Annotated in this window: 13 protein-coding genes; 8 read left to right on the plus strand and 5 right to left on the minus strand. The window is 54.4% G+C overall.

The window, feature by feature from the left end:
* Window positions 1-131: 131 nt before the first annotated feature.
* The 3 genes from galE to galU all read left to right on the plus strand — a co-directional run bounded on the left by galE (window position 132) and on the right by galU (window position 3,530).
* Window positions 132-1,163, plus strand: coding sequence for a UDP-glucose 4-epimerase GalE (gene galE / locus QUE41_RS06025; RefSeq protein ID WP_286341984.1), 1,032 nt, complete (start codon window positions 132-134; stop codon window positions 1,161-1,163).
* 121 nt (window positions 1,164-1,284) lie between these two features.
* Window positions 1,285-2,451 carry a nucleotide sugar dehydrogenase gene (locus QUE41_RS06030; RefSeq protein ID WP_286341985.1) on the plus strand — a complete coding sequence of 389 codons (1,167 nt, stop codon included), beginning with the start codon at window positions 1,285-1,287 and terminating at the stop codon, window positions 2,449-2,451.
* A gap of 191 nt (window positions 2,452-2,642) precedes the next feature.
* Window positions 2,643-3,530: a UTP--glucose-1-phosphate uridylyltransferase GalU gene (galU, locus tag QUE41_RS06035; RefSeq protein WP_286341986.1), complete on the plus strand. Its 888-nt coding sequence runs from the start codon at window positions 2,643-2,645 to the stop codon at window positions 3,528-3,530.
* Window positions 3,531-3,899: 369 nt separating this feature from the next.
* On the opposite strand, the gene QUE41_RS06040 is transcribed toward galU, so the two are convergent.
* Window positions 3,900-5,255, minus strand: coding sequence for a capsule assembly Wzi family protein (locus tag QUE41_RS06040; RefSeq protein WP_286341987.1), 1,356 nt, complete (start codon window positions 5,253-5,255; stop codon window positions 3,900-3,902).
* 400 nt (window positions 5,256-5,655) lie between these two features.
* Between QUE41_RS06040 and QUE41_RS06045 the strand changes: the two genes are divergently transcribed.
* On the plus strand, window positions 5,656-5,901 hold the full coding sequence (locus tag QUE41_RS06045; RefSeq protein ID WP_286341988.1) for a hypothetical protein: 246 nt from the start codon (window positions 5,656-5,658) through the stop codon (window positions 5,899-5,901).
* Window positions 5,902-6,477: 576 nt separating this feature from the next.
* Here QUE41_RS06045 and QUE41_RS06050 read toward each other — a convergent pair.
* The gene (locus QUE41_RS06050) at window positions 6,478-7,515 is read right to left on the minus strand and encodes an IS110 family RNA-guided transposase (protein ID WP_286341021.1); all 1,038 of its coding nucleotides are present in this window, start codon (window positions 7,513-7,515) and stop codon (window positions 6,478-6,480) included.
* A gap of 511 nt (window positions 7,516-8,026) precedes the next feature.
* Complete coding sequence (locus tag QUE41_RS06055; RefSeq protein ID WP_286341989.1) at window positions 8,027-9,424, minus strand: MBL fold metallo-hydrolase RNA specificity domain-containing protein; 1,398 nt, start codon at window positions 9,422-9,424, stop codon at window positions 8,027-8,029.
* Window positions 9,425-10,148: 724 nt separating this feature from the next.
* Here QUE41_RS06055 and QUE41_RS06060 point away from each other — a divergent pair.
* Window positions 10,149-11,936, plus strand: a complete 1,788-nt coding sequence (locus QUE41_RS06060) for an ABCB family ABC transporter ATP-binding protein/permease (RefSeq protein WP_286341990.1) — start codon at window positions 10,149-10,151, stop codon at window positions 11,934-11,936.
* 116 nt (window positions 11,937-12,052) lie between these two features.
* Window positions 12,053-13,090, plus strand: coding sequence for an IS110 family RNA-guided transposase (locus QUE41_RS06065; RefSeq protein WP_286341956.1), 1,038 nt, complete (start codon window positions 12,053-12,055; stop codon window positions 13,088-13,090).
* Window positions 13,091-13,722: 632 nt separating this feature from the next.
* On the opposite strand, the gene QUE41_RS06070 is transcribed toward QUE41_RS06065, so the two are convergent.
* Window positions 13,723-14,019, minus strand: coding sequence for a GIY-YIG nuclease family protein (locus QUE41_RS06070; protein ID WP_286341991.1), 297 nt, complete (start codon window positions 14,017-14,019; stop codon window positions 13,723-13,725).
* Between the two features lie 160 nt (window positions 14,020-14,179).
* Between QUE41_RS06070 and QUE41_RS06075 the strand changes: the two genes are divergently transcribed.
* Entirely contained in the window at window positions 14,180-15,217 is a 1,038-nt protein-coding gene (locus QUE41_RS06075) for an IS110 family RNA-guided transposase (protein ID WP_286341956.1), read from the plus strand.
* Between the two features lie 880 nt (window positions 15,218-16,097).
* Here the strand turns inward: QUE41_RS06075 and QUE41_RS06080 are convergent.
* Window positions 16,098-16,469 (minus strand): DUF2750 domain-containing protein, encoded by a 372-nt coding sequence (locus QUE41_RS06080; RefSeq protein ID WP_286341992.1) that lies wholly within the window; start codon window positions 16,467-16,469, stop codon window positions 16,098-16,100.
* 154 nt (window positions 16,470-16,623) lie between these two features.
* Here QUE41_RS06080 and QUE41_RS06085 point away from each other — a divergent pair, with 154 nt between their 5' ends.
* Window positions 16,624-17,607, plus strand: a complete 984-nt coding sequence (locus tag QUE41_RS06085; protein WP_286341993.1) for an NAD(P)H-dependent flavin oxidoreductase — start codon at window positions 16,624-16,626, stop codon at window positions 17,605-17,607.
* The last annotated feature ends 45 nt before the right edge of the window (window positions 17,608-17,652 follow it).

Below are 17,652 nucleotides of genomic sequence, written 5' to 3' on the forward strand. Positions count from 1 at the left end.
GGGTGAACGAAGTTGTTAGCTTAAGGCGCGCAGAGTTGTCATCTATCTAAGCTAGCTTCAATTTCTAGTCCAACATAGACTGCAGCAATTGAACTATAGTGATTGATAGTAAAGGCAAAAGAGGCGTACTCATGGAATCAGACTCTTCGATCGTTTTAGTTACCGGTGGATGTGGTTACATAGGTAGCCACACTCTGGTTGAGTTGCTTAACGCTGGCCATCAAGTCGTAGTGGTAGACAATTTGTCCAATGGCTCTGATGAGTCTCTGAGACGTGTTCAGCAGATCACTGGAAAATCGGTTGCCTTCTATAAGGCAGACTTGACTGAGCAGGGCGTTCTTGAGGCCATTTTTTCCTGCTACCCCATAGATGCTGTTATCCACTTTGCCGGGTTAAAGGCGGTTGGAGAGTCGGTGAGCCAGCCACTGCGTTACTATCAGAACAATCTGGTTAGTACGATTGCGCTTTGCGAAGTTATGGCCAAGGCTAACGTGTTCAATTTGGTCTTTTCGTCATCTGCAACGGTGTATGGCGATCCAAAGAATCTGCCTATTCGGGAGGACTTCTCTGTAGGCGAGACCACCAATCCGTATGGTACTAGCAAGCACATGATTGAGAGGATGCTGCAGGATCTTCATAAGTCGGACTCTCGCTGGAACATAGCAATGCTGCGGTACTTCAACCCAGTCGGTGCCCATGAAAGTGGGCTTATCGGAGAAGACCCTACCGACATTCCTAACAACCTGATGCCCTACATTAGCCAGGTTGCTGTGGGTAAAAGGGAGGTGTTGTCAGTCTTCGGTAGCGACTACGATACGGTTGATGGTACCGGAGTACGTGACTACATTCACGTCGTTGATCTCGCTTTAGGGCACCTGCTTTCTCTAAATAGACTAAGAAGCAATCCTGGGTTAGAGGTGTATAATCTCGGTACAGGGGAAGGGCACTCAGTTCTGCAGGTAGTTAGAGCGTTTGAAGACGCAAGTCAGCAACGAATTCCATACCAGTTGGTTGAAAGAAGACCCGGTGACATAGCTGCGTGTTACGCCGACCCCTCGAAAGCTGAGCGCGAGTTGGGTTGGAAGGCAACCCGCGATATTCGCCAGATGGCCCAGGATACGTGGCGTTGGCAAAGACTCAACCCCGAGGGCTACCCCAAGTAAAAGCAGCCGAAAGTTGAACTTTATCCCATTTTTTTGAGCCGGTCAGATCTACCATGACCGGCTTATTATTTGATTCGATAACGTTTTTATATTTTAGATTTATCGTACTGGAAGAACGTAGATGAAGATTGCCATTGCCGGAACCGGCTATGTTGGTTTGTCCAACGCAGTGCTGTTAGCTCAGCACAACGAAGTGGTTGCACTGGACATCGTGCCGGAGAAGGTTGCTCTGCTGAATGAGCGCCAGTCGCCCATTGTGGATGCTGAAATTGAAGACTACCTGGCTCATCGGGAACTCAATTTTCGGGCTACGCTCGATAAAGAGGACGCATACCGTGAAGCGAAATTCGTAGTGATTGCCACGCCGACGGACTATGACCCTCAAACAAACTACTTCAATACTAAGTCCGTAGAAGCAGTCATCCAGGATGTAATAGCCATCAACCCTAAAGCGGTCATGGTGATTAAGTCCACAGTACCAGTCGGGTACACCCAAAGTGTAAAGGAGAAGTTCGGCTGCGAGAACATCATCTTCTCACCTGAATTCCTACGTGAGGGTAAGGCGCTTTTTGACAACCTTCACCCATCTCGTGTCATTGTTGGTGAGCGCACAGAGCGAGCAAAAGTGTTTGCAGACCTTTTGGTTGAGGGTGCAGAGAAGCAGGATATCCCAGTTCTGTTCACCGACTCGACCGAGGCAGAAGCGGTAAAGTTGTTCTCCAACACCTACTTAGCGCTTCGAGTTGCTTACTTCAATGAATTGGACAGCTATGCAGAAACACATGGCTTGAATACTCGCCAGATCATTGAGGGAGTAGGCCTCGATCCTCGCATCGGTAGCCACTACAACAACCCTAGCTTCGGTTACGGCGGCTACTGCTTGCCCAAAGACACCAAGCAACTGCGTGCTAACTATGAAGAGGTGCCCAATAACATCATCTCTGCGATCGTTGACGCAAACCGCACCCGTAAGGATTTTGTGGCAGACGCCATCATTGCCAAGCAGCCTAAGGTGGTTGGTGTCCATCGTCTGATCATGAAGGCAGGCTCAGATAACTTCCGAGCGTCTTCCATTCAAGGCGTCATGAAGCGAATTAAGGCCAAAGGCATTGAAGTGGTAGTCTATGAACCTGTACTCAAAGAGGAGCACTTCTTTCACTCCCGCGTGATCGCCGATCTGGAAGAGTTCAAGAAGGTCTCTGACGTGATTGTGGCCAACCGCTTGACCGATGACATCAGGGATGTTGCTGATAAGGTCTACACTCGCGACTTGTTCGGTAGCGATTAGTAGAAACTGCTGAATCTTTTCTAAGCCGGTTCAAGGATGGACCGGTTTGTTGCTGTCTAGCTTCTTTGTCTTGAGCTTGCAAAACATTTCTTTCACGCTGAGTTCGTCAGACTGCCTAAGTCAAATATGAATGCCTGGTCGAGTCAGTAGTACTCCTTTATGGTTTAACAAATCCACTTCGAGTGAACCAGATGATTTCTAAAGTAGTGATTCCTGTCGCGGGGTTGGGAACCCGCATGTTGCCTGCCACAAAGGCCATCCCTAAAGAGATGCTCCCTTTGGTGGATAAGCCATTGATTCAGTACATCGTCAATGAATGTGCAGCTGCAGGCTTTAAAGAGATTGTGTTGGTGACTCATGCATCCAAAAATGCCATCGAGAACCATTTTGATACCTCTTTTGAGCTTGAGGCAACCTTAGAAAAGCGGGTAAAGCGCCAGCTTCTGGACGAGGTGCAGTCTATTTGTCCGAAAGGCGTCACCATCATGCATGTGCGTCAGGGCGAGGCTAAGGGGCTGGGGCATGCCATTCAGTGTGCTCAGCCGTTGGTTGGCGACAACCCCTTCGCCGTGGTGCTGCCAGACGTGATTCTGGATGAGTACACAGCTGACCAGAAATCTGAAAACCTGGCTGCGATGAAGCAACGTTTCATTGAGACTCGCAGCAGCCAGATTATGGTTGAAGCCGTACCTCGAGAAGATGTCTCTAAGTATGGTATTGCAGATTGCGATGCTTCTGGCCTTCGTCCAGGTGAAAGCGTTGAGATGAAGGGGGTCGTTGAGAAGCCTGATGCTGAAGAGGCACCATCCAACATGGCAGTAGTAGGCCGTTATGTGCTTTCCGGTGCTATCTGGCCTCTGTTGGAGAAGACTCCCCCTGGAGCCGGTGGTGAGATTCAACTGACCGATGCCATCGCTATGCTGATGGAATCGGAAACCGTTGAAGCGTTCCAGATGTCCGGTGAGTCCCATGACTGTGGTGACAAGTTGGGTTATATGAAAGCCAATATTGATTATGCTCTGCGACATTCCGGTCTTGGTGATGAGTTTAGAGAGTATCTGAAGTCTTTGGACTTGTGATTCTGTTTCGCTGAGTTGAAAAAGCGCTGCTTTGCAGCGCTTTTTTTGGTTTTGGGGTTTGATACTTGTTGGTGCATCTAAAGAGCCTTGAAACTAACTGGAGTCTGGTCGACTGTCCTTGATGTGGGAAAGCCACTGGATCCCGGCCTGCGCCGGGAAGACGATTGTGCGGGTGGGAGGAAGGAGCCTCGTTGCCGGCCTCTGTACGGTCAGTCAGTGTCGAGTTCAAAGCCGCTAGGTTCTTGCCTGTATCGGGAAGGCGATCTTGCGCGGAGTTTGAATATAGCACTGCGCATAGGACGGTAAGACAGTAAGGTTGAAGATGTGTTTTGAGGGCCAGGTACTAGATAGTTCCTGGCCCTTTTTGCGTTAGAAGCGGTAGCGCCAGTCGGCCCAAACACTGCCGTCAGTTTTTGAGTCGATATCGTCTTCGAAGCTGGAGTGGTGGATCTCTGCGCCAACTTCTAGGCGGCCCTTAAACAACGGCATGATGTAGCTGAAGTCTATCTGCTTCATTACTTCTGCACGCTCAGCTGCAGTATTGCCACCTGGGTAGGCCCTATTACTATTGTCGTGGTTCAAGTCCAAGTAACGAATGTTGGCTTTCCACTGATGGCCATTGGATGCAAAGCCTATATTGCCTAGAGCATAAGTATAGGCGTCGTTGTCGTAGGTACTCCCGATACTACGTTGGTTATAGCGGTATCCAGAACGATAAATGTGATGTTCGTAAGTGCAATTGAATTGTCCATTACACCAGGCTGCAGTGTCAGAATACTCTAGAAAGGTGCGAACCTGTTGTTCTCCAACTTGATAGCTTATGTCTGCGCCGTAGACATAGCTTTTGGCTTGGAAAGGGGGAAACTTATCTAGGCCGAAGGAGTCCTCGCCCATGGTTTCCCAATAGACGCCATATGGAATGTCATTGATAGAGCCGCCCCATCGAATGTCGATAGAAGCTACTTGGTTGCCGGGTTGCTGCTCTGGGCCACCGGTATTGTCGTCCCCGAGAAGCATATCTTTCCATGTACTGAGGTTGCACGGTCTTCCTTCGCCACAGAGCTGTGCCGCACGAGACACGCCAATTTCCAATTGGGGAAGCGGCTTGGCGGTTGCACGAAAGGTCCACAGCAGGGCATCTTCCACATGGCGCTCATCATCCATCAGGCTAATGCCGGTGGTTAACGTCCAAGGGCCAATCCAGGAGAGCCATTTGGTCTCAAATGCATCGGCGCGGTTGCGGCTGAGTGAAATAGTGGGCATGGGGCGGGCATTGCTGCTCATCAGCAGGGCGGAGTCCCAGCCGGGGCCCCACCATTTCTCCTGCATATCGGCGCTGAATACCCAGTTACCTAGCACCATGGCCATGTAGGAGCCATCAAAACGTGCCTTGTCGCCGTCTATAGGGTCATGGGCATAGGTGGCAGACAACTGGCCGGCAAAACGGCTGCCTTGGTAGGCAACAGTAACGTTGGCTTCACCTTGCTCACGCAGTGGTGAACCAAAGTGCTGGAAGCGCGCTTCTTCTGAAGCGCCGCCGATGCCAAGTTCGACAGAGGCACCGGTTTTGGTGTCCATGTAGGCGCGGTGCTGTACCCGGGTAAAGGCGGGACGGGCCGACGGTGAAAGATCTCGCAGTGAAGTATTTTCCAGGTCGGTCAGAATGCTTGCCCACATTAGTGGGAAGGTGTTGACCGGAACCTTGATAACGCCCTCATCTGCCAAGCGTTGTATGTCTGCTCTAAGGTGCAGATCATTGGGGGATACCCAGGGGGCACTCATGGCTTGAGAGGAGCCAAGGGCGAGTAGCAGGGGAAGAAGGCGTAGCGGTCTGGTCATCTGTCGAACTCTGGTACAACAACTCAAAGGGGCGATTATATACAGTGGTGGCCGATTATCCTACGGAAATTGCTGTGAACTTTGTGTAACCGTTTGAAAGCAAAGGGGCGGGACAGCATGGGCAATATTGGTTCATCGGCGTGGGATGAGCCATTGGTTTCCGTTGTGGTGATGACAGTTGGGCTCTGCGTGTAAATATCAAGTGAATCAATCTGTTTGCGCATTGAACTAACAGTAACCATTTGTTAACTTGAAAGCCCCGCTTATGAGTCAAGGATGGCGAAGAATGAGGTACAAGGCACTGATTCCGGTTGTTCTGGCATTGTTGGTGCTGGGCTGGATTCAGGTTCAGCAACCCAGTGAGAGCAAAGCGGTGCAGACCAACAGTTATGAAGGCAGCCGTTTAAGTGCCGCAGAGCATGACAAGGCCCTCAAGGCGTTTCCCTTTCGTGCGGAAGTGACTGCGACTGAAGCATCGGCTGAAGAGAGCGGTCCTGCCCCAGAGGGCGAGAGCGCTCCAACCAAATTATAAAGTACTGCTTTCCAATGAGTGGATGCAGTAAAGAGCCCCGGCATAGCCCGGGGCTTTTGCGTTTTTGGGGTTTGTTCGAGAGGTGCATGTTCTGTTTCGTTGCAAGTCCTAATCGGCTCTTTCAAAAGACACTGGATCCCGGCGTTCGCCGGGATGACATTGTGCGTGTGGTGAGTGAGTCTCTTCGTTGTTGGCGTCGGTGCAGTTGGTGAGTGTCGTTTCAAAGACACTGGGCCCTGACGTGCGTCAGGGGGACGATTGTGCGTGTGGGTAGGGGCGTACTTCGTTGCTGACCCCTGTGCGGTTGGTCTGTGTCGAATTCAAAGACGTATATGGACGCCCCTGCAGTTGCAAGACATTGATGAGATCGGTTTGCGGACGTATATCCGGCGTCTGTATTACCTTCGAGAGGTAGCGCCACAATGTGGTCCGAACCTGACCACCTTCACGCTGGAACGACATTCTCTGTCGGTCTTATGTCAGGCTCTTGCCAGGCCGGATAACCGTTTTTCATCAAGTTATGCAAACTCAGGTTGCTTGGTACCCTCTATTCCCCTCTTAAAGTGGAGGAAGTGGTTATTTGGAAGCTGTGAAAGCGTGATTCAACTCGAACTGGCTGCCGCTGACCGTCATGCTCCAGGCAATCCGGGCCAGTTTATTGGCCAGGGCCACGATTGCCTTGCGCTTGCCCCGGCGCACTATCAGATTGCTCAGCCATCTTCCCAGCCTGTCATTTCGTTTGGCCACATGAGCGAAGACCGCTCTTGCCCCGTGAATTAACAGCACCCGCAGTTGCTTGTTTCCTGCCTTGGTAATGCTGCCCAGCCGGGTTTTGCCTCCGGTGCTGTGCTGCTTTGGAACCAAGCCACACCAAGCCGCCAGTTGACGACCGTTGGAAAACTGTCGGCCGTCACCCACTTCACTGACGAAAGCTGCCGCGACAATGGGACCGAACCCCGGAATGCTCTGCAAAAGTTGATAGCGGGGTTGCTGTTTGCACAGCTGATGAATCTCCTGCTCTATGGCTTTGATCTCCTCATCCAGAGCCTTGAGCTCCCGCTCCATCCGCAGCAACAGCCCCCGCATGACAAAGCTCAACCCGTTATCGCCATCTTCAACGGATTCGGGTAACTGATTTCTCAACAGCTTTATCCCGGTACTGAAGTTAACGCCATATTCTCCTGCCAAGCCACGTATCTGACAGGCCAGTGCCGTTCTGTAGTCGACCATTCTCTGCCGGACGCAGCGCAGAGCCTTAATGTCTTGCTGCTCAATGGTCTTTATGGGAACTGGATGCAACTTAGGGCGGAAAGCCGCTTCGCAAATGGCCAGCGCATCATTGGCATCGTTCTTTTGCGCAGACACCATGGGTTTTACATGTTGTGCGGGGATGAGCTTCACCTGGTAACCGGCTTGCTGGAGCCGCCTTCCCCAATAGTGAGAACGAGCACAAGACTCCATGGCCACCAGTGTATCCGTTGGGAATTCAAGGAGTGTGTGCAGCAGCTTTTCTCTTTTGACCTTGCGGTTCCAAAGGATGGAGCCATCCTCCAGCAGAACGCAAACCTGAAAAACACTCTTGGCTAAATCAATTCCAATGGCTTTAATAGACATGATGGACGCTCCTCTCTGAATTATGTGTCGCAACTTAATTCTGGCGCATTTGACGCCGTATCGTAGGGGGGCGTCCATCACATCACTGGGCCCTGACGTGCGTCAGGGGGACGATTGTGCGTGCGGTGAGAGAGGCGCTTTGTTGCTGACCCCTGTGTGGTTGGTCAGTGTCGAATTCAAAGACACTGGGCCCTGACGTGCGTCAGGAAGACGATTGTGCGTGTGGTGAGAGAGGCGCTTTGTTGCTGGCCTCTGTGCGGTTGGTCAGTGTCGTTTCAAAGACACTGGGCCCTGACGTTCGTCAGGGTGGCGATTGTGCGTGTGGTGAGAGAGGCGCTTTGTTGCTGGCCTCTGTGCGGTTGGTCAGTGTCGTTTCAAAGACACTGGGCCCTGACGTTCGTCAGGGTGGCGATTGTGCGCGCGGTGAGAGAGGCGCTTTGTTGATGGACTCGGTGCGGTCGGTCAGTGTCTTCTTTAGAGCAGTTGTGATTTGCTCAGTCTCTTTTGTCGACTAAGCCGGCGCGTTGTGCCGCTTGCTGTGTCGTATCAGTGAGGCCAGCTCCACTTTGACACCTGGCATGTTGCGCTTTAGGCAGTTTGCCAGCCCCTTTTGAGCCACAGGCGAACCGTGGACCAGCCTGATGCAGGCTGGGGGCAGCGCCATGCCGGAGACAAACCTCAACAGGTCTGGTTGGTCGGCATGGGCAGAGAAGCCACTCAGGCTGTGAATCTTGGCATTCACCTGAACTAGTTCATCGTCGAAGGCCACTTTTCCCGGGCCGGCAAGCTGTTGCAGCTTGTGTCCCGGAGTACCAGGCGCCTGATACCCCACAAATAGGATGTCGGTGCGCTCATCGCCCGCCAGGGCCTTGAGGTAGTTGACGATGCGTCCGCCGCTGCACATGCCGCTGGCGGCCAGCACTATGGCGGGCTCTCCGCTGTGACTCAGCCGGTTGACCAGCGCCTGGTGCTGTTGATGCTCCTCGATGGTAATCAACTGGTCGAAGTCCAGCGGATGACGGCCTCGGCTGACGCGACCTTTGGCTTCGCTGTCCCACAAGTTCTGCAGGTGTCGGTAACTTTGGGTGATGCGTGCGGCCAGGGGTGAGTCAACCACGATGGGCACCTTGGCCAGTGCGCTTTCGCCGAGCATCTGGAACAGCAACTCCTCCAGCTCATAGAGGAGTTCTTGGGTCCGGCCAATGCTGAAGGCGGGGATCAGGGTGGTGCCGCCGTTCTCCAGTGTGGATTCCAATATGGCGCGCAGTTTGTTGCTGCGCTCCGCCCGGTGCTCATGGCGACGGTTGCCATAGGTGGTTTCCAGCACCAGCAGGTCGGCCATCTCCGGTGGGTCGGGATCGGGCAGCAGAGGGGTATTGTAACAGCCCAGATCGCCACTGAAGGCCACCCGGCGATGGCTGTCCATGGCAATCTCGACCACGGCTGAGCCAAGAATGTGGCCGGCGGGGCGCAGCCTCACCATGCCCGGTGCTTTACCCGGTATCGCATGCCACTGGTGGTAGGGCAGTGGTTTGAGCCGGCGTTGAATCAGGTCGAGGAAACGCTCTATCAGATCGCGGTTGCGGGTAAAGCCCAGCTTGATGGCGTCTTCCAGTATCAGGGGCATAAGGTGAGCGCTGGCTTCACTGCAGAAGATGGGGCCATCGAACCCGGCGGCCATCAGGTAGGGGATGCGGCCAATGTGGTCGATGTGACAGTGGGTGACGATCAGCGCCTCCACCCCGTCGAGGCTGAACTCTATCTCCAGGCCGGAAGGGTGACGGCGCTGCAGGTCTTCCCCCTGGAATAGGCCGCAGTCCACCAATACCGAGTGGTCTGAGTCGAGCCAGAGCTGATGACAGGAGCCGGTGACGCCAGCGGCGGCGCCGTGATGCAGCAGTTTGATCATTGGATAAATCCTTTTATCCCCTACCTATTTTAACCCTAGCAGCCTTTAGGCTGTTGGGTGGGGAAATTCAGGGAGATATCCCGGTTCATAGGTGGTTGTGGGGTGAAGGGCTTAAAGACACTGGATCCCGGCGTTCGCCGGGATGACATTGTGCGTGTGGGTTTGGGAGCACTTTGTTGCTGGCATCCGTGCAGTCGGTGAGAGTCGTTTCAAAGACACTGGGCCCTGACGTGCGTCAGGGAGACGATTGTGCGTATGGGCCGGGGAGTGCTTCGTTGCTGGTGGTGGTGCTCGCTGAAAGTAACTTCTATGGGTTTGTTGATTTGGCTAGCAGGTTCGTACTTCGTCAATTCAATCCACTACAGCTCCCTCTAGCACAGTCACTCCGGCGAACGCCGGAGCCCAGCGTCTTAGCTTGCACAATGATTGGACTTACGAAAGACACTGGATCCCGGCGTGCGCCGGGATGACGATTGTGCAATGAATGAAGCAAATTGCTTCGTAGTGGTCGATGCATGTTGCTGCAGGTTCGAACACAGGTGATTCATAGCACTGTGCTCCCCCCCAGCACGGTCACTCCGGCGAAGGCCGGAGCCCAGCGTCTTAGCTTGCACTTACGACAGACACTGGACCCTGAACCCTCCTCGGAAAACCAAACAGGAAATCCCACGTAAAAAGGAGGATAATGTGCGCGCGGTCAACAGTTTGGGTATAGGAAGAGTTAATGCGGCGATACGGTTCGGTAGTCCACTATAAAAGCGTCAACTTTGGCGTGCTCAAGTCGCTGTTTCCCTACCTGCTGGAGTTCCGCACCATTTTAGGCCTCTCCCTGGCCTGTCTGATAGCCGCCAAGGTCGCCAGCGTCGGCCTGCCCTTCATCCTGAAACACATCGTCGACAACCTAGATGGTGTTGGCGAGATGGCCAATGTGACTGCCATCCCTCTGGCATTGCTGCTGGCCTATGGCCTGGTGCGCTTCTCCAATGTGCTGTTCGGCGAACTGCGTGACACCCTGTTTGGTCGCATTACCGAGCGGGCCATGCGCCGGGTGGGCCTGAAGGTGTTCCGCCACTTGCATAGCCTCGACTTGGCTTTCCACCTGGAGCGCCGAACCGGCGGTGTGTCCCGTGACATAGAACGGGGCACCAATGGCATCAGCTTCCTGATGCGTTTCATGGTGTTCAACATTGTTCCCACCCTGCTGGAGATCGCCTTGGTGGTTGGCTTGCTGTGGTGGAACTACCATGTGGGCTATGCCCTGATCGTGCTGCTGGCGGTGGTGGCTTACATCGGCTTCTCAGTGGTGGCCACCGAGTGGCGCACCGACTTTGTCCGCCAGGTGAACGAGGCGGAATCCCAGAGCAGTACCCGGGCGGTGGATAGCTTGCTGAACTTCGAGACGGTGAAGTACTTCACCAACGAGGAGCATGAAAGCCATCACTACGACAAGGAGCTGGAACAGTGGGAAAGCGCCCGGCGTCGCAATCGTCTCTCTCTGTTTGCCCTAAACGGGGGTCAGGCGCTGATCATTGCCCTGGCGATGACTGCGGCCATGGTGCTGGCGGCCTCGGACGTGGTTGACGGTGACATGACCCTGGGTGACTTTGTGCTGATCAACAGCTTTATGATGCAGATCTTCATGCCGCTCAACTTCCTCGGGTTTGTCTATCGGGAGATGAAGGGGTCATTGGCGAACATCGAGAAGATGTTTGATCTGCTGGGCCGCAAGCCCTTGGTGGAGGATAAGCGTGATGCCGGCCAGCTGGCGGTCACCGACGGTGTCATCGAGTTTGATGATGTCCATTTCCACTATCACCCTGAGCGCCCCATCCTCAAGGGGGTCAGCTTCCGGGTGGAGCCCAGGCAGAAGGTGGCCATTGTGGGCAGCAGCGGCGCCGGTAAGTCTACCCTGTTCAAGTTGCTGTTCCGTTTTTACGAGGTCAGCGGTGGGGCGATTCGAGTGGATGGTCAGGCCATCGATTCGGTGACTCAAACCTCGTTACGCCGGGCCATCGGCGTGGTGCCCCAGGATACGGTGCTGTTTAACACCTCCATCTTTGAGAACATTCGCTACGGCAAGGTGGATGCCACCGATGAGCAGGTGTGGGATGCCATCAAACTTGCTCACCTGGACCAGTTCATTGCCCGCCTGCCGGATGGGGAGCAGACCCTGGTGGGTGAGCGCGGCCTGAAACTCTCCGGCGGCGAGAAGCAGCGGGTGGCCATCGCCCGGGCGATTCTGAAGCACCCGCCCATCATGGTGTTCGACGAGGCGACTTCCTCTTTGGATAGTCACTCCGAGCAGCACATCCTTACCGCCCTGTCTGAGATTGCCCGCGAGCAGACGACCCTGGTGATTGCCCACCGCCTCTCCACCGTGGTGGACGCGGATAAGATCCTGGTACTGGATCAGGGCGAGATTGTGGAGCAGGGCAGCCATCAGGAGCTTCTGACCAAAGAGGGCCACTACGCCGCCCTATGGCGAGTGCAACAGCAGGAGCGGTCGGCATAAGCCTCGGCTTTCTAAAGACACTGGATCCCGGCGTTCGCGATGTATGGACTCCTCCCTCCCCTAAGGGGCTAGAGTTAAGTCACCACAACCGCTCTAACAGCGAAAGGAGCCCATACATGCTTAACCTTAATATCATCGGCATCGACCTGGCAAAATCTTCTTTCCAAGTGGCAACGCTCAGTCCGGAACATCAAGTGTTGAATAACCGCAGTATGTCACGCGCACGACTTGAGCAATGGCTGGCCAAGCAGAAACCCTCCATTGTTGCCATGGAGGCCTGTGGCTCCGCCCACTACTGGGGCCGCTTCGCTGAATCTTTTGGCCACACCGTCATGATCATCGCCCCCAAAACAGTCACCCCATATCGGCAGGGCCATAAAACCGATAGCAACGATGCACTGGCCATCGCGATAGCAGCCCGTCAGCCAAGCACTCGCTCTGCAGCAGTCAAATCGGTTGAACAACAAGCTTTGCAAAGCATTGAGCGGATGCGTCAGCACTGGCTGGATCATAACCGCTCAACCAGCAACATGATGCGTAGCTTGCTCTATGAGTTTGGTATCACCATCGCAAAAGGGAATACAGCACTTATACGGATCATGCCAGAGCTTCTAGACGGCTCGTCTGAGCTTCTTCCTCAGGCCTTCAAAGCTCAGCTTTCAAAGGTGTACCAGCAATGGCAACGGGGGAGAGATGAGCTCAAACAAATAGAGAAGCAGCTATCAGAATTGATAAAGCAGCAGTCGCCCTGCAAGAGGCTCATGAAGCTTGAAGGCGTTGGCGAGGTTAATGCCTTGGCCTTGTATCTCATCTTAGGTGAGCGTGGTGAAGGGTTTAAGAATGGCCGGGAAGCCGCGGCCTGCATTGGAGTGACGCCTAAGCAATTCAGTACCGGGGGCGTCACTTCTTTAGGTGGTATTGGCAAGCGGATAGGCCATAAGCGGCTGCGCGCCAACCTGATTCAGGGGGCATTAGCTGTGGCCATGCAATTAGGCCGTAGGCCACCTAAGACACTCAAAGAAAGATGGCTGTTGGCAATTATTGAGCGACGCGGGCTTCGACGCGCGGCAGTGGCGCTAGTTAACAAAACCATTCGCACTGCCTGGGCCATGTTGCACCGAGATCAGGATTATCAACAATCTCAAGCTATCTAACCATCGATTCAAGAGTTAAGAGTGACAACCAAGAGCGCATAACAAACAGGTGAGACCGACCACCAAGAGCCTGATCTTGCCGGCGAGAATTCAATTCCGCGTTCGCGTAGAGGCATGGTGGTGCGAAAACATCAGTGGCCAGGGATCGCAACCCATCAAGAGCCCGAATATACGCCTGCATCTTACTTTTTCTGTTTGCGCTGGAGGTTGAAACTCGGGAGGAGTCCATATACGGGAAGACGATTGTGCGTGTGGATCGGTGAGTGCTTTGTAGTTGGCGGTGGTGCTCACTGAAAGCCGCTTCTAAGAGTTCGTTGGTCCGGCTAGCAGGTTCGTACTTCGTCAATTCCATCCACAACAGCTCCCTCTAGCACAGTCACTCCGGCGCACGCCGGAGCCCAGCGTCTTAGTTCGCAGGTTATTTGAATGCTCCTTTGAGCCGTATCTATTCGAAACAGCTTTTGAAAGACACTGGATCCCGGCATGCGCCGGGAAGACGATTGTGCGATGAATGAAGCAAAGCGCTTCGTAGTGACTGATGTATGTTGCTGCAGGGTCGCACGCAGATGATTCAGAGCACTGTGCTCTCCCTCTAGCACAGTCACTCCGGCGCACGCCGGAGCCTAGAGTCTTCAATTTCCGCAAATGTCTTCCCACAGGTCCCGCCAGTAGGGGTTGGTTTGTTCAATCAATTCTATCTTCCATTGCCTTTGCCAGTTCTTGAGTTGCTTCTCTCGGGTGATGGCTTGGTACATGGAGCTGTGCATTTCGAAATAGACCAGCTTGGTCAGGTGGTGCTGTTTGGTAAACCCTTCCACAACGTGGTTACGATGCTCCCACACTCTTTTGTGCAGGTTGGAGGTTACGCCGATATACAAAATGCCGTTTCTGGCGTTTGTCATCAGGTAGACGCAGGGGAGTTTGTCCATTTTTTCTCTCCTTCCTTGGAGTGAGGGTTTAAAGGTAGTCGGTGGATTTAAAGATCTAAAGACACTGGATCCCGGCGTTCGCGATGTATGGACTCCTCCCTCCCCTAAGGGGCTAGAGTTAAGTCACCACAACCGCTCTAACAGCGAAAGGAGCCCATACATGCTTAACCTTAATATCATCGGCATCGACCTGGCAAAATCTTCTTTCCAAGTGGCAACGCTCAGTCCGGAACATCAAGTGTTGAATAACCGCAGTATGTCACGCGCACGACTTGAGCAATGGCTGGCCAAGCAGAAACCCTCCATTGTTGCCATGGAGGCCTGTGGCTCCGCCCACTACTGGGGCCGCTTCGCTGAATCTTTTGGCCACACCGTCATGATCATCGCCCCCAAAACAGTCACCCCATATCGGCAGGGCCATAAAACCGATAGCAACGATGCACTGGCCATCGCGATAGCAGCCCGTCAGCCAAGCACTCGCTCTGCAGCAGTCAAATCGGTTGAACAACAAGCTTTGCAAAGCATTGAGCGGATGCGTCAGCACTGGCTGGATCATAACCGCTCAACCAGCAACATGATGCGTAGCTTGCTCTATGAGTTTGGTATCACCATCGCAAAAGGGAATACAGCACTTATACGGATCATGCCAGAGCTTCTAGACGGCTCGTCTGAGCTTCTTCCTCAGGCCTTCAAAGCTCAGCTTTCAAAGGTGTACCAGCAATGGCAACGGGGGAGAGATGAGCTCAAACAAATAGAGAAGCAGCTATCAGAATTGATAAAGCAGCAGTCGCCCTGCAAGAGGCTCATGAAGCTTGAAGGCGTTGGCGAGGTTAATGCCTTGGCCTTGTATCTCATCTTAGGTGAGCGTGGTGAAGGGTTTAAGAATGGCCGGGAAGCCGCGGCCTGCATTGGAGTGACGCCTAAGCAATTCAGTACCGGGGGCGTCACTTCTTTAGGTGGTATTGGCAAGCGGATAGGCCATAAGCGGCTGCGCGCCAACCTGATTCAGGGGGCATTAGCTGTGGCCATGCAATTAGGCCGTAGGCCACCTAAGACACTCAAAGAAAGATGGCTGTTGGCAATTATTGAGCGACGCGGGCTTCGACGCGCGGCAGTGGCGCTAGTTAACAAAACCATTCGCACTGCCTGGGCCATGTTGCACCGAGATCAGGATTATCAACAATCTCAAGCTATCTAACCATCGATTCAAGAGTTAAGAGTGACAACCAAGAGCGCATAACAAACAGGTGAGACCGACCACCAAGAGCCTGATCTTGCCGGCGAGAATTCAATTCCGCGTTCGCGTAGAGGCATGGTGGTGCGAAAACATCAGTGGCCAGGGATCGCAACCCATCAAGAGCCCGAATATACGCCTGCATCTTACTTTTTCTGTTTGCGCTGGAGGTTGAAACTCGGGAGGAGTCCATATACGGGAAGACATTGTGCGTGTGGGTCAGGGAGTGCTTTGTTGCTGGCGGTAATGGGGCCTACTGTACCGAGTTGAAAGACGCTGGATCCCGGCGTCCGCCGGGAAGACATTGTGCGTGTGGGTCAGGGAGCGCTTCGTCGCTGACGGTATTGGGGCCGATTGTACTGAGCTGAAAGACACTGGATCCCGGCGTGCGCCGGGAAGACGATTGTGCGTATGGGCCAGGGAGCGCTTTGTTGCTGGCGGTAATGGGGCCGACTGTACCGAGTTGAAAGACACTGGATCGCGCCTTCGCCAGGAAGACGATTGTGCGATGAATTAAGCAAAGAGCTTCGTAGCGGAAGGTGTATGTTGCTGCAGGTTCGCACGTCGATGATGCAAAGCACTGTGCTCTCCCCCAGCACAGTCACTCCGGCGCACGCCGGAGCCCAGCGTCTTTGGTCGCACAGTGCCCAGCAAGTCTTCGAATGATTTATCGGAAGCCTGGGGTTGGCTATTTCGAATTGTCTTGATTGAGGGTTGGGAGCCGAAACCTGGCCGTGCAGGTAAGCGCTCGCTTCTTTGTTGGGGCTGGTTGAGCCAATGACTCCGAGGCAGGGCTTGGCCATGGGCCAAAACAAAACGGGGCCGTCTGGGCCCCGTTGTTGTGTTACTCGGCGGTGAGTTCGCCGGCCAGTTCTTCCGGGGACATCACTTCCCCTTCGCCGGCGCGGGTGGGCACCAGGGCCACGTCGAAGCCGTCCTGTGCCATGCCGGGTACCCACTTGGCCAGGAAGTCGTCCAGAGGAATGCCCATGGCGCGACAGCCCTGGTACTCCTCGGTGGCCCAGCTTTCCGCCAGGTCCTCGTCGTGCCACAGCAGCAGGCACTGCTCTTCACCGGTGTCCACCAGTACGCAGCCCTGATCATTGGCCAGGGTCCACACCACCTTCTTCTCCTGCACCTGGGCCACAAACTGGCCAAAGCGCTCTTTGCTGGTCAGGCGGTAGAAGTCGTTAATCTGTTCTTCGGTCAGGGACATGGGCTGGGTCTCGATAATGGAATAGGGCGCGGATTATAACAGTTGCCGGGTTCCATAACCAAAGAGAACCCTTCGATAAGCTTGAAGGTCTTCTAATTTGCCCGGTTAGCCGAGCTTGGTAACAATATGGGCGAGTGTTTTTGGAGAACGCACTATGTCACTGCCAAGTCTGCTGCAGAAGACCCTGCAGCTTCCGGCCGTTGCCGCCCCAATGTTTCTGGCGTCCGGCCCGGATTTGGTGATCGAAACCTGTAAAAGTGGGGTTGTAGGCAGTTTCCCCGCCCTGAACCAGCGCACCAGCGAGGGTTTTGAGCAGTGGTTGATCACCATTAATGAAGCCCTGGTCAAGCATGGCTATGGGGCGGGAGCCAGGGTGGCTCCCTATGCGGTTAATTTGATTGTCCATCCGTCCAACCCCAGGTTGGAGGCGGACCTGGAGCTGTGCATCAAGCACAAGGTGCCCATCATCATCACCTCCCTCGGGGCGGTGCCTGAGCTGGTGGAGCGGGTGCATGAGTATGGCGGCCTGGTGTTCCACGATGTCACCACGGTACGGCACGCCCGTAAGGCGGCCGCAGCCGGGGTGGACGGGTTGATCCTGGTGGCCGCCGGTGCCGGTGGTCATGCGGGCACCATGAGTCCCTTTGCCCTGCTGGCGGAGGTGCGCCAGCTGTTCCAGGGCACCCTCTTGCTGGCGGGCAGCCTCTCCAGCGGACGGGATATTGCCACCGCCCTGCAGATGGGCGCCGACCTGGCCTACATGGGCACCCGCTTTATCAATACCCAGGAGTCCACGGCCGACCCGGGCCATAAGAAGATGATCCAGTGCGCCAGCGCCGCGGACATCCTCTACACCCCGAACATCTCCGGGGTGGCGGCCAACTTCCTCAAGGAGAGTATCGCCAATGCCGGGCTGGACCCGGATGCCCTGGCGCCCAAGACCGACATCGATTTTGGTCAGGAGCTGACCCCGGGGGAGAAGCAGGGCGGGGCCTGGTCGAAGATCTGGTCTGCCGGTCAGGGAGTGGGTGCCATCAAGGACATTCCCACGGTGGCCAACCTGGTGCAGCAGCTGAAGGTGGAGTACAAGGAGGCGGTGTTGGACCACCATGAGATGGCCAAGCTCTACCTGAAGTAGCGTTCAGCCGGCGAGTGTTGGCGCTTGCTGAAATGGCGAATAGAA

The organism is Ferrimonas sp. YFM, from assembly GCF_030296015.1.
Classification (GTDB): Bacteria; Pseudomonadota; Gammaproteobacteria; order Enterobacterales; family Shewanellaceae; genus Ferrimonas.

Coding starts and splice junctions, on each gene's coding strand:
- galE (WP_286341984.1), top strand. CDS start 132: ATGGAATCAGACTCTTCGATCGTTTTAGTTACCGGTGGATGTGGTTAC.
- QUE41_RS06085 (WP_286341993.1), top strand. CDS start 16,624: ATGTCACTGCCAAGTCTGCTGCAGAAGACCCTGCAGCTTCCGGCCGTT.
- QUE41_RS06080 (WP_286341992.1), bottom strand. CDS start 16,469: ATGTCCCTGACCGAAGAACAGATTAACGACTTCTACCGCCTGACCAGC.
- QUE41_RS06030 (WP_286341985.1), top strand. CDS start 1,285: ATGAAGATTGCCATTGCCGGAACCGGCTATGTTGGTTTGTCCAACGCA.
- QUE41_RS06070 (WP_286341991.1), bottom strand. CDS start 14,019: ATGGACAAACTCCCCTGCGTCTACCTGATGACAAACGCCAGAAACGGC.
- QUE41_RS06060 (WP_286341990.1), top strand. CDS start 10,149: ATGCGGCGATACGGTTCGGTAGTCCACTATAAAAGCGTCAACTTTGGC.
- galU (WP_286341986.1), top strand. CDS start 2,643: ATGATTTCTAAAGTAGTGATTCCTGTCGCGGGGTTGGGAACCCGCATG.
- QUE41_RS06055 (WP_286341989.1), bottom strand. CDS start 9,424: ATGATCAAACTGCTGCATCACGGCGCCGCCGCTGGCGTCACCGGCTCC.
- QUE41_RS06050 (WP_286341021.1), bottom strand. CDS start 7,515: ATGTCTATTAAAGCCATTGGAATTGATTTAGCCAAGAGTGTTTTTCAG.
- QUE41_RS06065 (WP_286341956.1), top strand. CDS start 12,053: ATGCTTAACCTTAATATCATCGGCATCGACCTGGCAAAATCTTCTTTC.
- QUE41_RS06075 (WP_286341956.1), top strand. CDS start 14,180: ATGCTTAACCTTAATATCATCGGCATCGACCTGGCAAAATCTTCTTTC.
- QUE41_RS06045 (WP_286341988.1), top strand. CDS start 5,656: ATGAGGTACAAGGCACTGATTCCGGTTGTTCTGGCATTGTTGGTGCTG.